Origin of the sequence: Pseudacidobacterium ailaaui (assembly GCF_000688455.1) — a bacterium.
GTDB lineage: Bacteria > Acidobacteriota > Terriglobia > Terriglobales > Acidobacteriaceae > Pseudacidobacterium > Pseudacidobacterium ailaaui.
In genome coordinates, this window is sequence record NZ_JIAL01000001.1 from 1,205,301 (window position 1) to 1,220,043 (window position 14,743).

General features: G+C 58.4%; 13 protein-coding genes. 8 read left to right on the plus strand and 5 right to left on the minus strand.

All coding sequences use genetic code 11. The annotated features are described in order from the left end of the window. Positions 1-29: 29 nt before the first annotated feature. From N655_RS0105350 to N655_RS0105370, 5 genes are all read left to right on the plus strand, one after another. Complete coding sequence (locus N655_RS0105350; RefSeq protein WP_432757643.1) at positions 30-728, plus strand: L-ribulose-5-phosphate 4-epimerase; 699 nt, start codon at positions 30-32, stop codon at positions 726-728. Between the two features lie 24 nt (positions 729-752). Further along, positions 753-2,492: a sodium:solute symporter family protein gene (locus N655_RS0105355; protein ID WP_081823586.1), complete on the plus strand. Its 1,740-nt coding sequence runs from the start codon at positions 753-755 to the stop codon at positions 2,490-2,492. A 14-nt stretch (positions 2,493-2,506) separates the two neighbouring features. Next, positions 2,507-2,719 (plus strand): hypothetical protein, encoded by a 213-nt coding sequence (locus tag N655_RS0105360; RefSeq protein WP_026442159.1) that lies wholly within the window; start codon positions 2,507-2,509, stop codon positions 2,717-2,719. A 103-nt stretch (positions 2,720-2,822) separates the two neighbouring features. After that, positions 2,823-4,244, plus strand: coding sequence for an L-fucose/L-arabinose isomerase family protein (locus N655_RS0105365; protein WP_026442160.1), 1,422 nt, complete (start codon positions 2,823-2,825; stop codon positions 4,242-4,244). Between the two features lie 176 nt (positions 4,245-4,420). Next, positions 4,421-6,004, plus strand: a complete 1,584-nt coding sequence (locus N655_RS0105370) for a ribulokinase (protein ID WP_026442161.1) — start codon at positions 4,421-4,423, stop codon at positions 6,002-6,004. On the opposite strand, the gene larB is transcribed toward N655_RS0105370, so the two are convergent. Genes larB through N655_RS0105395 form a run of 5 tightly spaced genes read right to left on the minus strand, consistent with a single transcriptional unit; the run spans position 5,988 to position 10,005 of the window. Next, positions 5,988-6,785, minus strand: coding sequence for a nickel pincer cofactor biosynthesis protein LarB (gene larB / locus N655_RS0105375; protein ID WP_026442162.1), 798 nt, complete (start codon positions 6,783-6,785; stop codon positions 5,988-5,990). The genes N655_RS0105370 and larB overlap by 17 nt on opposite strands. Beyond that, entirely contained in the window at positions 6,782-7,720 is a 939-nt protein-coding gene (gene larC / locus N655_RS17465; protein ID WP_432757651.1) for a nickel pincer cofactor biosynthesis protein LarC, read from the minus strand. Before larC (N655_RS17465) ends, larB begins: the two co-directional genes overlap by 4 nt. Continuing rightward, positions 7,717-8,124 carry a nickel insertion protein gene (gene larC / locus N655_RS21170; protein WP_238324510.1) on the minus strand — a complete coding sequence of 136 codons (408 nt, stop codon included), beginning with the start codon at positions 8,122-8,124 and terminating at the stop codon, positions 7,717-7,719. The genes larC (N655_RS17465) and larC (N655_RS21170) overlap by 4 nt, the downstream gene beginning before the upstream one ends. Before the next feature lie 58 nt (positions 8,125-8,182). Then, the gene (larE, locus tag N655_RS0105390) at positions 8,183-9,019 is read right to left on the minus strand and encodes an ATP-dependent sacrificial sulfur transferase LarE (protein ID WP_026442164.1); all 837 of its coding nucleotides are present in this window, start codon (positions 9,017-9,019) and stop codon (positions 8,183-8,185) included. Next, the gene (locus tag N655_RS0105395) at positions 9,019-10,005 is read right to left on the minus strand and encodes an aldo/keto reductase (protein WP_026442165.1); all 987 of its coding nucleotides are present in this window, start codon (positions 10,003-10,005) and stop codon (positions 9,019-9,021) included. Before N655_RS0105395 ends, larE begins: the two co-directional genes overlap by 1 nt. A 179-nt stretch (positions 10,006-10,184) precedes the next feature. On the opposite strand from N655_RS0105395, the gene N655_RS0105400 reads away from it, so the two are divergent. The 3 genes from N655_RS0105400 (at position 10,185) to N655_RS0105410 (ending at position 14,735) form a co-directional block, all read left to right on the plus strand. Beyond that, a complete protein-coding gene (locus N655_RS0105400) occupies positions 10,185-11,378 on the plus strand; it encodes a tetratricopeptide repeat protein (protein ID WP_026442166.1) in 1,194 nt (397 codons plus the stop codon). After that, a complete protein-coding gene (locus tag N655_RS0105405; protein WP_026442167.1) occupies positions 11,375-13,081 on the plus strand; it encodes a chloride channel protein in 1,707 nt (568 codons plus the stop codon). The genes N655_RS0105400 and N655_RS0105405 overlap by 4 nt, the downstream gene beginning before the upstream one ends. Positions 13,082-13,214: 133 nt before the next feature. Next, a complete protein-coding gene (locus N655_RS0105410) occupies positions 13,215-14,735 on the plus strand; it encodes a hypothetical protein (protein WP_155987519.1) in 1,521 nt (506 codons plus the stop codon). Positions 14,736-14,743: the final 8 nt, after the last annotated feature.

The following is a 14,743-nucleotide window of genomic DNA, read 5'->3' on the forward strand; positions in this document are numbered from 1 at the left end:
TTTGCCCGGCAGCCCCGGAAGGAGAGGTAATGAAGATGCTGGACGGTCTTCGCAGACAGGTCCTGGAGGCCAACCTTGAACTGGTCCGTCGCGGACTGGTTCTTTATACCTTTGGCAACGCCAGCGGAATTGACCGCGAAAGCGGGCTGGTGGCCATTAAGCCCAGCGGCGTACCCTACGAAGAGATGAAGCCGGAGCACATGGTCATTACGGACATGGACGGCAAAGTCGTGGAGGGGAATCTGAGGCCCTCCTCAGACCTGGCCACCCACCTGCTGCTCTATCGCGAGTTCCCGGCCATTGGCGCAGTGGTGCACACACACTCGGAATATGCGACAGCCTGGGCACAGGCGGGACGCAGTATTCCTGCTTACGGCACCACGCACGCGGATTATTTCTATGGTCCGGTGCCGGTCACAGAGGAACTGAGCGCAGAAGAGATTGGCGGCGATTATGTACACAACACCGGGGTGGCCATTGTCCGCCGCTTTCGCGGCCTGGACCCTCTTGCGGTCCCCGGAGTATTGGTCGCCGGTCATGCGCCGTTCTGCTGGGGCAGGACGCCGGAAGATGCGGCCCACAATGCCGTAGTACTGGAAGCCGTGGCCAGAATGGCATATTACACAACAACTTTGAACCCGCAGTGCAAAGGGGTTTCCCAGGCACTGCTGGACCGGCACTATTTCCGCAAACATGGCCCCACGGCCACCTATGGACAAAAAAGCTAACGAACCGACGAGGCACAGCCAGACATGCCATTTCTCTCCAGTAAATTTTTTCTGCCCGGCGCGCTCGCCTTCTTTGAGAACCCGGGAAAGTCGCTCGCACACCTGAATGGCGTGGACATCCTTGTCATCGCCATTTATTTCGGGATGGTCATCTTCATTGGCTTCTACTTAAAGGGCTCTTCCAATACCAGCGAAGAGTTCTTCATGGCAGGACGGGAGATGACGGCATGGATTGCAGGCCTCAGCTTTGTCTCGGCCAATCTGGGATCGCTTGAGCTGATGGGCTGGGCGGGATCGGCCTACCAATACGGCATCCTGGCCACGCACTGGTACTGGATTGGCGCGATTCCGGCCATGCTGTTTCTGGGCATTGTGATGATGCCCTTTTATTACATTTCAAAGACGCACTCGGTCCCCGGTTATTTACATCTGCGCTACGGCGATGGGGCGCGGGCGCTTTCCGCCGTCAGCTTTGCTTTTATGACGGTGCTGATGAGCGGCATCAACATGTACTCGATGGCCATTGTGATGAAGGTGGTACTGGGATGGGACCTGAACTTCAGCATCTGGGTCTCTTCGATTACCGTGGCCCTTTATGTCGCACTTGGTGGTCTGCGTTCGGCCATCTTTAATGAAGTGCTGCAGTTTCTGCTCATCTGGCTGGGCGCCCTGCTGGTGCCGATCCTCGGCCTGGTTGAGGTGGGTGGGTGGAGCAACCTCCGCCAGCAGATCCTGACCAACCTAGGCCGCAGCGATTATGTCCACATGTGGAGCACGCTGGGCCATTTCCATGACAATCCGATGGGCATTCACTGGACGGGCATTGTCTTTGGTCTCGGCCTGGTCATCAGCTTTGGCTACTGGACGACGGATTTTCTCGTCGTCCAGCGTGTCTTGTCGGCCCACAACCTACGCGCGGCGCGCATGGCGCCCATTATCGGGGCAGGCTTTAAGATGTGCGTGCCCTTCATCGTGATTTTGCCCGGCCTGCTTGCGCTTTCTGTCCTTCCGTATCATCTGGTAGGAGAAACACAGGCAGTCGCCACCGGACAGCACAGCTACAACGAAGTGCTTCCGCTGATGCTGGTGCGTTATTGCAGCCCTGGACTGCTGGGGCTGGGTGTCACGGCCCTGATTGCCGGCTTCATGTCTGGAATGGCCGGCAATGTGAGCGCCTTTTCAACCGTCTGGACGTATGACATCTATGGAGCATTCATCAACAAGCGGGCCTCAGACCAGCACTACGTCAAGATGGGCCGCTGGTGCACCTTCATCGGTGTGCTGATTTCCGTCGGTACCGCATACCTGGTGCAGCACGCGGCCAGCATCATGGACTATGTGCAGGCGCTCTTCAGCTTTTTTATCGCGCCGCTGTTCGGCACGGTGATCCTTGGAATGCTATGGAAGCGCGCAACCAAGGCCGGAGGATTCTGGGGCCTGCTGGCCGGGACCCTTACCGCCATTGGGCTATGGGCATGGGTGCATCATGATCCTTCAGCATTACGCTATGTGGCGCTCTCTGCTGACGCAAAGGCGATGGCAGAAGATATGTATCGCGCCCTCTGGTCATGGCTGGTGTGCGTTCTGGTAACAGTGATTGTCAGTTACATGACGCAGCCCAGACCGGAAGCAGAACTCGAAGGACTGGTCTATGGCGCCTCGAAAATTCCTGAGGAGCACGATGATCACTGGTATCAGAAGCCCATTGTGTGGGCCGGGGTCATCGCAACCATCTTTGTCGTTCTTAATATTCTTTTCTGGTAAGGAAGGGCCAAGACATGCGCGAAACAATCTCCATCTGGTTCTTTGCCGGGGTCCTCTTCCTGCTCTATGGCGTCATTATTGTCGCCGAGGGTTTTTGGGAGCTGGTGCACCCGCCGCTGCATCCGCCAGTACTGTTTGACCTGCATCCTGCACTGTGGTGGGGCGGCATGATGGCCATCGCAGGCCTGGCTTATACGATGAAATTCTGGCCGCGGGCCAGGAAGTAAGACCGTTTTCCCAGCACTCCGAGAAGACAAGAGGGTGCGGGTGCTTCACATTCCAACACGGATGTGGATTTTGCAAGGGAAATCTATAAAGGGAACCCACTCAATGAAAAAGCAAATGACGTTTGGAGTGATTGTTGGCAGCCGCGGATTTTTTCCGCACCACCTGGCCAAAGAGGGCCGCGAAGAGATGATCAAAGTGCTCGACGCGGCGGGTTACAAGAGCATTGTTCTCTCGCCGGAGCAGACCCTGCACGGGGCCGTACAGACGCCGGACGATGCACGGAAGTGCGCCGAGCTGTTCAAAAAGCACCGGGAAGAGATTGACGGTGTCATCGTGACACTGCCGAACTTCGGAGAGGAACGCGCAATTGTAGATGCGCTGCGGCTTTCCACGCTGAAAGTTCCGGTGCTGGTCCAGGCCACGCCGGACCGTCCGGACATCATGAAGATTGCCAACCGCCGCGACAGCTTCTGCGGAAAGATGTCGGCCTGCAACAACCTGATGCAGTACGGCATCCCCTACTCGCTGACGGCCCTACACACGGTTTCGCCCAGCTCCGAGGCCTTCAGGAAAGACCTTGCCTGGTTTGCGGCTGTCTGCCGCGTGGTCAATGGCTTCCGGAACCTGCGCATAGGGGCCATTGGTGCGCGCCCGGCGGCCTTCAATACGGTCCGCTACAGCGAAAAGCTGCTGGAGCTGAACGGCATCTCCGTGGAGACACTGGACCTGTCTGAAGTGCTAGGGCGCATCCATCGCATGAAGGACACCGACGACGCTGCCCAGGCCAAACTCGCTGCCATCCAGGCCTATGTACCCACCAGCGGCATTCCCGAGGCAGCCCTGCTGAAGATGGCCAAGCTGGGGGCGGTAATTGAAGGCTGGATGAAGGAAACTTATTGCACCATCAGCGCCATCCAGTGCTGGACATCACTGGAAGAATACTTCGGCGTCGTGCCCTGCACCATTATGAGCATGATGAGCGAGAACCTGTTTTCCAGCGCCTGCGAAGTGGACGTGGTCGGCGTGCTCAGCATGTATGGACTCGCGCTGGCATCGGAGACCCCCAGTGCGCTGCTTGACTGGAACAACAACTACGGTGAGGACCCGGACAAGGCCGTCTGCTTCCACTGCTCGAACCTGCCGAAGCACTTCTTCGCAGACGTGAAGATGGACTTTCAGGAGATCATCGCCGGGACTGTCGGCAAGGAAAACACCTTCGGCACCTGCGTGGGACGGGTAAAATCGGGCGCCATGACCTATCTGCGCTTCTCGACCGATGACTTCCATGGCAAGATCCGCGGCTATGTGGGTGAAGGCGAGTTTACGAAAGATCCTTTGGAGACCTTTGGCGGAGCAGGTGTGGTGCGCATCCCGAAGATGCAGAAGCTACTGCGCTTTATCTGTGAGAAGGGCTTTGAGCACCATGTTGCAGCAAACTTCTCCACGGTCGCCAGCCCCGTCTATGAGGCGGCCACGCGCTACCTGGGATGGGAGATGCATTATCATGAGAATCCGGGAGTATAAACGTTTAAAAAGGTCTGCTGCACACCGGCCGCACGAAAGAGCGGCCGGCCCCGAGGGTGCCTGAAGAGGTCTTCGGTACGGGCCAGCGGCAGGAAACCGGACGCCCAACCCCATGCGTTCCTCATCCCGCAAAGGCTGGGCGTCCCATCTCAGAACCGACAACATCAGGAAAACAGATGTCCATTGTTGCAGGCGTAGATTTTGGAACACTCAGCGTAAGAGTCACGCTGCTTGACAGCGAAAAGGGCCGTCTTGGCACAGCCATTGCCGAATATCCTCTTCACCGCAAACGCGAAGACCCCGACTACGCTACCCAGTCCCATCAAGACCAGATGGACGCGCTGGTAAAAGCCACGCGCAAGGCCATTGCCGATGCCGGCATTGACGGCCATCAGATTGAGGCCATGGCGCTCGACACGACCGGATCCAGCGTCATTCCTGTGGGAGAAAACCTGGAGCCGCTGGATGATTACTACCTTTGGTGCGACCACCGCGCCAAGGAAGAGGCCCGGCAGATTACCGAACTCGCGCACCAGGAAAAGCTTGAGGCCATCGAATGGTGCGGGGGCGTCTATTCCCATGAGTGGGGATTTGCAAAGCTGCTGCACTGGCTCAGGCACAATCCGGAAAAACGCAGCCGCTTTCTTACTGCCCTGGAACATTGCGACATGGTGGCAGCCACGCTTTGCGGTATCACCGATGCGACCCGGGTGAAGCGCAGCGTCTGCGCCATGGGCCACAAGTGGATGTGGAACCCAAAGTGGAACGGTCTGCCGCCGCAGGATTTTCTTTCCAAACTCGATCCACTCTTTGATGGCATCCGCGAAAAGCTTGCGGGCGATTACGAAACATCAGACAAGCTGGCTGGCCGCCTCTCGCCCAAATGGGCCGAGGCCCTCGGCCTCCGTGCCGGAATTCCTATCCCCGTCGGTGCGTTTGACGCGCACTGGGACGCCATCGGCGCTGGCTGCCGCGAGGGGGATGTGGTCAACGTGGTCGGTACCTCGACCTGCATCATTGCCATGCAGAAAAAGGCCAACCTTGTGCCCGGGGTCTGCGGAGTCGTCCCCGGCAGCGTGCATCCGGACTATACCGGCGTGGAGGCCGGACTCTCTGCCACCGGAGACATCTTCGAGGCCATCGCGCGCCGCGCCGGACACAAAGTCTCCGAACTCTCCAAAGGACTCGAAGCCTATCGCGCCGGGCAGACCGGACTGTTGCGCCTGAGCTGGGACAACGGGGACCGCACCGTGCTGGTCAATTCCGAACTGGGTGGGATCACGCTGGGATGGAACCTTGTGCACACGGCCCAGGATGAACTTCATGCAGCCATCGAAGGCACCGCATTCCATACGCGCATTATCCTCGAACGCATGGCGGAATACGGGGTCCCGGTCGACCGCGTGATCAATGCAGGAGGCATTCCGCAGAACAATGCTGTGCTGAACCAGATCTACGCAGATGTTCTGGGTAAACCGGTACTCGTGCCGGCCGGGATCCCGACCAGCCTTGGCTCAGGAATCTTTGCTTTGCTGGCCGCCGGGGCCTTCCCGACCATCGAGGCCGCGCAGGAGAAGATGTGCCTTCCCTACAAAACAGTCGAACCCAACCCGAAGGCACACACCGTCTACAACCGCCTCTTCGCGCTGTACCGCAAGGTCTACTTTGCTTTGGGGCAGCGCAATGCGGAGGCCGCTGCACTGGGCGATGTTCTGCCCGAGTTGCGCCGGATTGCCGCCGAGGTCAGGCGCGAAGGCTAGAAGCCGAGGTCTTTTCTGCTTCCGCCAAGACACCGACGGAGCGCACCATCATGGCCGCGACATAGGCGGCGCCGAACCCATTGTCTATATTCACAACTGCTACGTTAGGGGAGCAGGAATTGAGCATTCCCAGCAGGGCCGTCAGCCCTCCAAAGGCCGCGCCATAGCCCACACTGGTAGGCACGGCAATGACCGGAGCGGCCACCAGCCCGCCCACGACGCTGGGCAGTGCGCCTTCCATTCCCGCACAGACAATTACCACACGCGCTTCGCGCAGCACTTCGCGCTGTGCAAGCAGGCGGTGCAGCCCGGCCACGCCGATGTCATGAACACGCAGGACGCGCAGCCCAAGATATTCCGCCGTGACTGCGGCCTCCTCGGCCACCGGAACATCGCTGGTGCCAGCACACAGCACTGCGATGGGGCCGCCTTCCGGCAGAGTGCCGGACTGGCGCAGACCCACAATCCGCGCCTGCTCATGATACTGCGCCTGCGGCACCAGATCTTTCACTGCGCGACAGGTAGCAATATCGGCGCGCGTAGCGATGACGTCCCCTCCCGCAAGCGACATGCGGGCAAAGATCTCTGACACCTGTGCCGGGGTCTTTCCTGCCGAGTAGATGACCTCCGGCAGGCCAAGACGCAGCGAACGGTGATGATCAATTTTGGCGAAGCCGGCATCTTCATAAGGCAGATGCTTGAGCTTTTCCAGGGCTTCGGATGCCGCCAGATGACCTCGCTCCACTTCCTGAAGCAATTGCAGAATGGCGTCGCGCGTCATGCTTTCACCCTTGTATCAGAGGCCGCCGCCAAGGCCGCCTGCATCACTTGTTTCAAGGGCACATGGTGCTCCTGCGCGGCACGGAGACAGTCCTCATATTCGGGCATCCGGTTCAGGTCTTCGCCATTCCGCGAGGCGACCTTGATACGGATCCGGCCATATTTCGTTTCTGCTTCCATGAACCGCCGCTCCAGTAGGATGCGCTCTTCTTCATGCACGCGAATCCCCAGCGTGGTTGTTTCTGTAAGAAGCAGATTTTCGAGTGCAGGACGTTTGTCAGCGCGGCAAAGGAGCGTCAGAAGGCTGCCCATGCGTCCCTTTTTCATCACCACGGGCGAACACATCACATCAAGCGCACCGGCTTCCAGAGCACGGTCCATCGCATAGGCGATGATCTGCGGAGTGGCATCATCCAGCGCGCATTCGAGGACCGTCACACTCTCTTTTGTCGCTGCGGTGTCTCCGATGCTCAGCCGCAGTACATTCGGAAACCGCTCCGGGTTGCGGGTGCCCGCTCCATAGCCAATCGTGCTTGCCGCAAACGGCGGAACATTCCCAAACTCACAATTAAGCGCCTTCAGCAGAGCGGCCCCGGTAGGCGTGGTCATCTCTTTCTGTGGGCCAGTGGAGAAGGTTGGAACACCTTTGAGCAGCTCGGCCGTTGCGGGCGCGGGAACGGGAAAAGTACCGTGGGCACATTCAACAAAACCGCTGCCCGTGTTCACCGCCGAGGCGTACCACTTGTCTACACCAAGCGACAAAAGCCCCGCTGCCGCACAGACAATGTCGGTGATGGTATCGACCGCGCCCACCTCGTGAAAATGAACGTCCTCGACTTCGACCCCGTGGATTTTTGCTTCCGCCTGCGCCAGAAATGCAAAGGCACGTAGCGACAGGTCGCGGGTCTGCGGAGAAAGCTGTGCGCGCTGAATCAGTTCCTGGACCTGCTTCCAGGTGCGCCCGTGAACGTGAGGATGATGGTCGTGATGTTGCCCCTTGTGAGTGTGCGTGTGGCCTGCTTCGCTCGCGCTGCCCCCGCAGACGGCCGAGATGGCAATTCTGGAGGGGAATGGTCGTGATCATGATGATGATGGTGGTGGTGATGATGAGGATGAGGATGATGCTGGTGCTCCGCAGCCTTGCCCGCTGCATCGATCACGTCCACCTTCGTCGCCGTAATCCCGCTGCGGTCTACGGAAGAAAACCGCAGGGACGCGCCAAGGTCCAGCGCCAGCACGGTCTCTTCGAGCAGGGAGCGGGAAACGCCCGCATCCACAAGAGCACCCAGCAGCATGTCTCCGCTGATTCCGGCGAAACAATCAAGATATCCGATTCGCATAACTTTTTTGAATCCTGAGAGGCCCTGTTCTTTTAACAGTACGGAAGCTGATTGCAGTTTAACTGCCTTCCGCTTTCATCAACGCTTCCAGCGGAAGAATTTCATTCATCGAACCGGAGCGATACCCGTCGCAATCTACCGCAACGTAAGGAAAGCCAGCAGCGCGCACCGCAGCACCCATCTTGCGAAACATCTCCGGGGCAAGCGCTGCCGCCATTTCATTCTCTGCAATCTCAATGCGAGCGATGTTTCCATGATGCCTTACGCGAAAGTTCCGCAGCCCGAGGGCCCGCAGAGACTCCTCGGCATCTTCGACCATGCGCAGCGCTTCCGGAGTGACACGGCGACCGTACTCAATGCGCGAGGAAAGGCAGGCCGATGCAGGCCGGTCCCATACGGCCAATCCAGCTTCGCGCGCCAGCAGGCGGACATCACCTTTGGATAGCCCAGCTTCAGCCAGAGGAGCGGCAACCGAATGCTGCTGGGCCGCGCGCTGGCCAGGCCGAAAGTCTTTTTTGTCGTCGGTATTCAAACCATAAGCGACAGCAGCAAAGCCCAGCTTCCTGCGCTCGACTTCGAGCACCGTAAAAAGCTCGTCTTTGCAGTAGAAGCAGCGGTCTGCCTGATTCACCGCATACTCTTCGCGCTCCAGCTCATGCGTCGAGATGGTGCGCAGGCGAATGCCGTGCTCCTGCGCAAAGGCAATGGCATCACGATAATGGCTGCGGGGCAGGCTGGCGGAGTCCGCGATGACAGCAAGCATCCTTTCGCCAAGAACCTTGTGCGCTGCATAGGCAAGATAGGCCGAGTCCACACCGCCTGAATAGGCCACAATCAGGCTGCCAAGCTCACGCAGGCGCAGTTCCAGCCGATTCTGTTTTTCTGCAAGTTCCATCAGCCCAGCCATTGCGGATTATGAAAGGTCCCGTCAAAGTTATGCGATGTCTTGTAGAGCTCGAACTGCCCATTCAGCGCAACGGTCTCTGTCTTCTTCAGGATGCTGTTCAACTCGGCCTCATCCATTACGTGAAAGTCCTTCGCCGTATCGAGCGCCTGCTGCAGAATGTGCATTGAGTCACATCCGGTGATCACCACACTTACCGGCAGGTGCATGGCGTAGCGAAGACACTCTACCGGAGTCACGGTGTTGGTCTTCAACACAAGTCCGTCACCCATCGGTTTCATGGCAAGAATGCCCATGTTGTGCTTCCGCGCCACAGGGACCACCTTTGCGGCAAAGCTGTCGAAGTGCGCATCCAGCGGATTGAGCGGCATCTGCACCGTATCAAATGTGTAGTGGTGCTTCTCGGCGGTCTCGATCATGTGCAGGTGGATCTCCGGGCTTTTATGTCCGGTAAACCCGATATAGCGCACCTTGCCTTCTTTCCGCGCCTTCTCCAGATACTCAAGTGATCCGCCGGGTGCAAAGACGCGCTCCGGATCGTCCATGCGAATGACTTCGTGAATCTGAATCAGGTCAATATGGTCGGTTTGCAGCCGTTGCAGCGACTGCTCCAGTTGCTCCTGTGCAGATTTCGCTGTGCGCCCATCGAGCTTGGTCATCAGGAAGGCCTTCTGCCGATAGCCGTCCTTGAGCGCAAGCCCCATCCGGCGCTCGCTCTCTCCATCGTTGTAGTCCCAGCAGTTGTCCAGGAAATTTACGCCGGAATCAAGCCCGGTGCGGATGATGCGAATCCCTTCCTGTTCAGAGACGTATTTGCGACCAATGTGATGACCACCAAGGCCGACCAGCGATACTTTTTCTCCCGTGCGCCCGAGCGTGCGATACGGCATCCCCGCGGCAGCGCCACGGGCTTCATGGACAAGGGTGGAGGCCAGTGCCGTGAAAGCCGCAGACTTCAGAAATTCGCGCCGTTCCATGATTGGCTCCTATACAAGTAATCGTACTCCTTCAGTAAGATGCCTGAGGAGGTGCGTGCCCAACGGCCTAGCATCCTCGAAAAGAGAGGGAAAATGACTATCCACAAGGGCGCATGGGCCTTGCCGAAGACCACACGCCCACATCGTCGGCTTGTCCCACCGGGTTACTCTAAATAGGGATGCCCTTCTTTCCGTTACGAACGGCGCTTTCTCCTGAAGAACGGCAGCTGCGCCAGAGGCTCATATTCCGGGACGCGCTGGCGCTCTCCAGCCTTTTTGCCATTGTTGTGGTCCTGTTCTTCATCACGCTGGCACTGTTTCATTCGTTTTCTGTGCATCGTGAGGAGCTGAAGCAACGCTGGCTGGCCCGCGGTGAGAAGGCACTGCAGGCAGGCCAGCCGCAGGCGGCGATTCAGGCGCTGCGTTCAGCGCTGGCCTATGATACGGATGACAAGCGGATACAAATCGAGCTGGCCCAGGCGCTGGCCGCTTCCGGACGCACGCAGGAAGCGGTGGCCTACTTTAATACCTTGCTTGAGTCTCTGCCGGGCAATGGACCGATCCATCTGGAATTGGCCAGACTTGCAGCAAAAGAGGGACAGCAGGCGCAGGCTTTGGAGCACTATCAGGCAGCGCTCGACGGCACCTGGCAGGGCGATGGCTATGTGCGCCGGCGCGAAGTCCGCCTCGAACTTGCAAAGTATCTTATCAGCCAAAAGCATCTTGAGCAGGCGCGCACGCAGTTGTTGATTGCAGCCGGAAATGCTCCGGATGATGCCAGCATCGAGATGACGATTGCGGGAATGCTGGAGTCAGCGCAGGACCCGGTGAATGCTCTGGAGCTCTACCAGAAGGCGCTGCAGCACAAACCTCCCCAGTTGGCCGCCCTGCTGGGAGCGGGGCGATCGGCCTATGCTCTGGGACGCTTCCTGCTGGCCAAACAGTATCTTGAGCGGGCCTTGAACCACCCCGGTTTTGAGAAATACCCCTCCGACCAGCAAACTGTGTATCGCAATATGCTTGCTGACTCCGATCATATTTTGATGCTCGATCCGGGCGAGGACCTGACCGTCCGGGCACGGGCTGAGCGCGTACTCGCCAACCGAAAAACGGCACAGGAAAGGCTTGCCTCCTGTCTCAGCACGAAGTCCACCGTGCCGCAGCCCTTAGAGGACCTGGCCAACCAGTGGCAACAGTTGCCGAAGACCATCCGCCTGATGCAACTGGAACGCGACCCACAACTCGAACAGACGCTGATGCAGCTTGTTTACCAAACAGAAACCATCACTGCACAGCAGTGTGGCGCGCCCACTGGAAATGATGCCCTCTTGCTGAAAATGGCACAGAACCCCGAAGCTGTGGAGCAGCCATGAAGCCCCCAGAATTGACCCAGACTGAGATTCAGAAGATCGCTCCTACGCGCGATGAGCGCCTGTTTCTTGTTCTTTCTATCTTCATCGGAATCCTCTCCGGGTTGCTGGTGGTCTCCTTCCGAATTGCCATTGAGTGGATCAAGATCCTTACTCTCGGCTCGGCCCCGCATCCGGGACAGTATCGCCTGCTGGCTGCTCCGATGCTGGCTGGCCTGGCCGTTGCAGTACTGGTGCAGCGATTCTTTCCCGCAGCCCGCGGCAGCGGAGTCAACCAGACCAAGGCTGCGCTTTATATCTACAACGGATACATTTCTTTCCGGACCGTAGTGGGGAAATTTGTCACATCCGCCCTTGCCATTGGCTGCGGGCATTCGCTGGGTCCCGAGGATCCCTCCCTGCAGATTGGTGCAGGCGTGGCTTCGATGGTAGCGCGCAGACTGAACCTTTCCAGACAGCGGCTTCGCCTCTTTGCACCGATTGGCGCCGCCGCCGGACTCGCCGCCGCCTTTAACGCCCCCATCTCAGCCATTCTCTTCGTCATCGAAGAAGTCATTGGCCGCTGGAGTGCCGCTGTTCTCGGCTCTATTGTGCTTTCAGCCATTTCTAGCGTTGTGGTCGCGCGATGGTTCTGGGGGCCGGAGCCGATCTTCCGCATTCCTCCGGTCACGCTGCGGGACCCCCGCGAGCTGATTGCTTACGCCGTGCTGGGCGTAGTCGGCGGCTTCTCTGCGCTGGTCTTCTCGAAGGCCCTTGCATATCTGCGTCCGCGTCTGCGGCAGTTGCCGCGCTGGACGCAGTATTGGCAGCCCGCCGTCGCCGGGTTGCTGGTAGGGCTTGTCGGATTTGTTGGATTTCCGCAAGTCATGGGTCCCGGATACGAAGTCATCGACCAGGCCATGCACTCGCAGTTTACCTGGCAATTGCTGTTTGCCCTCGGACTGCTCAAGATCCTGGCAACCACGCTCTCGTTCTCTAGCGGCACTCCGGGGGGCATGTTTGCTCCCACGCTCTTTATCGGCGCTATGCTCGGCGCCTCAGTGGGAGCATTTGAGAAGCACTTCTTTCCGCACCTGACCGGGACCATTGGGTCCTACGCACTGGTCGGAATGGGTGTGCTCTTTGCAGGATTTCTACGCGCGCCGCTGACCTCTGTCTTCATGGTGCTGGAGGTCAGTGGAAACTATTCCATCATTGTTCCCGTTGTGCTCTCCAACACCATCGCCTATCTGCTTTCCCGCGGATTGCAGCCCGTTCCCATCTTTGAAGTCCTCACGAAGCAGGACGGCCTGGACCTGCCTTCCATGGAGGAGCAACGCGAGGAGGCAGCGCTGAGTCTGGAAGACGCTTTGCAACCCGTGGATGTTCCCGTGTTTCAGGGTACTGATCCCATCGAGAAAGTCTCAGCCGCACTTTCTGCGGACCACGTACCGGCCTGCATCATTCAGTTGTGTGACGGCTCCTGCTATGTGACGACGCGGGACGAACTCATCTCAGCCAGTGCAACGCTCACTCCCGAGGCTCCCACGCAGAGCATCCTTCCTCCCGAGCGGGTCCCTGTCCTCTTTCCGGACATGCCACTGGACAGCGCACTGGCGCATTTCGAACGTTGGCCCCTGCTTCCGGTCATGAATCGGGCCAGCAGAGGAAGACTGGAAGGCGTGGTGACGCTGCAAGGTGTGTTGTCGCGCTACCAGAAGCATTGACGGCTGAAAGACCCTTTTGCCGGGAGAAATCCTGGAGATACAAAATTTCTTCATCCACCGAAACATCTCCGGGAGATTTGCCGTCTAAGTCAGATTGCCCCGTTTTCCGGATTTCTCCGATGAGGTTGCCGATTTGCGGTCTTCCACGCTAGCTTCGCCTTCTTTTCCCCGCACGCAGCTATGGAGCAGAGTCAGCGCAGTCAGTGAGCTTGCTCTCATTACACTTTTGACCCCAGTGGTCCTGCTCGTCCACGGGTATCATCCCTTTGCGGATGATGCGGGAATCTATGTGGCTGGAATCCGGGCCATGCTCAACCCGCAGCTTTTTCAAGTGGACGCGGATTTCGTCACCGCACACACACGTCTTTCGGTCTTTTCCCATGTGTTCGCCTGGACCATCCGGACCTTTCACCTTCCTCTTGAACTGGCGCTGCTGTCTGCGTACCTGCTCTCAGTATTTGCATTTCTGCTTGGGTCCCTGCGGCTGGCGCAGCGCATTTTTCAGGACGGGGTTCGTCCATGGGGCGCCACGCTGCTGGCAAGCGTACTCTTCACGCTACCCGTCGCCGCAACGGCACTTACTCTGATGGACCCTTACGTAACGGCGCGCTCGTTTTCAACGCCTTTTTCATTATTTGCGCTGGCGGCCTGCATGGACCGCGCATGGCTTCGCACTGCAGCGTGGCTGCTGCTGGTTTCCTTGATGCATCCGCTGATGGGGGTGTATCTGGCGTCGTTTCTTCTTGTCTATCTGCTGGTAAGCAAAGAGGACTGGACGTGGCTTGTCGTCACCTGCGTCGCCGCATTTCTCTCCGCTTTTGTCATCTACGTGTGGACGATGCAGTCTGCCTTGCCGCAAGGGTATCGTGTAGCGGCATTGTCCCGCGGCTATTTCTTTCTTTCCTGCTGGCATTGGTTTGAATGGCTGGGGCTGGCCCTTCCTCTGCTGCTGATGCTGGTCGCAGTCCTCCGTTCCGAGAACCTCGCCGTGCGCAATCTCTGCCTGACCTGTATTGCGACAGGGACTACGGCATGGCTGGTCTCCGTATGTTTCATTCATACGAGCGGCAGTTTTTTCCTTGCGCGAATCCAGCCGTTGCGGACATTCCAGATGATTTACCTGATTGGCGTCCTGCTGCTGGGTGGGTTTCTCGCCCACTTCTTTCGCGGAAGGCTGGCCATTGTAGGCGCTGGGACACTGATGTTCACGGCAGGCCTGATGATGCTGGTGCAGCGTCAGACATATCCAGCTTCGGCGCATGTAGAATGGCCTTTTGCCGCTCCGCGCAACCCGTGGCAACAGGCCTTCGTCTGGATCCGTTACAACACGCCGCAGAACGCCATCTTTGCCCTCGACTCAAACTACACAAAGTCAGGTGCGGAAGATACCCAGGGCTTTCGTGCGACCGCAGCCCGCAGCGCACTGGTCGATGACCTGAAAGACGGCGGCGTCGTGGCCATCTTTCCAGCACTGGCCCCCCAATGGAAGAAGCAGCGTGACCTTGAAGAGGGTCTGGATGGCATCAGTGACCACGAACGCATGACCCGGCTGAAACCCATGGGAGTGACCTGGCTGTTGCTGCGCTCCAGCGCTACGACACAGTTCGATTGTCCCTACCGGAACAGCGTGGTGAAAGTTTGCAGGCTCCCTTGAGTATGCTG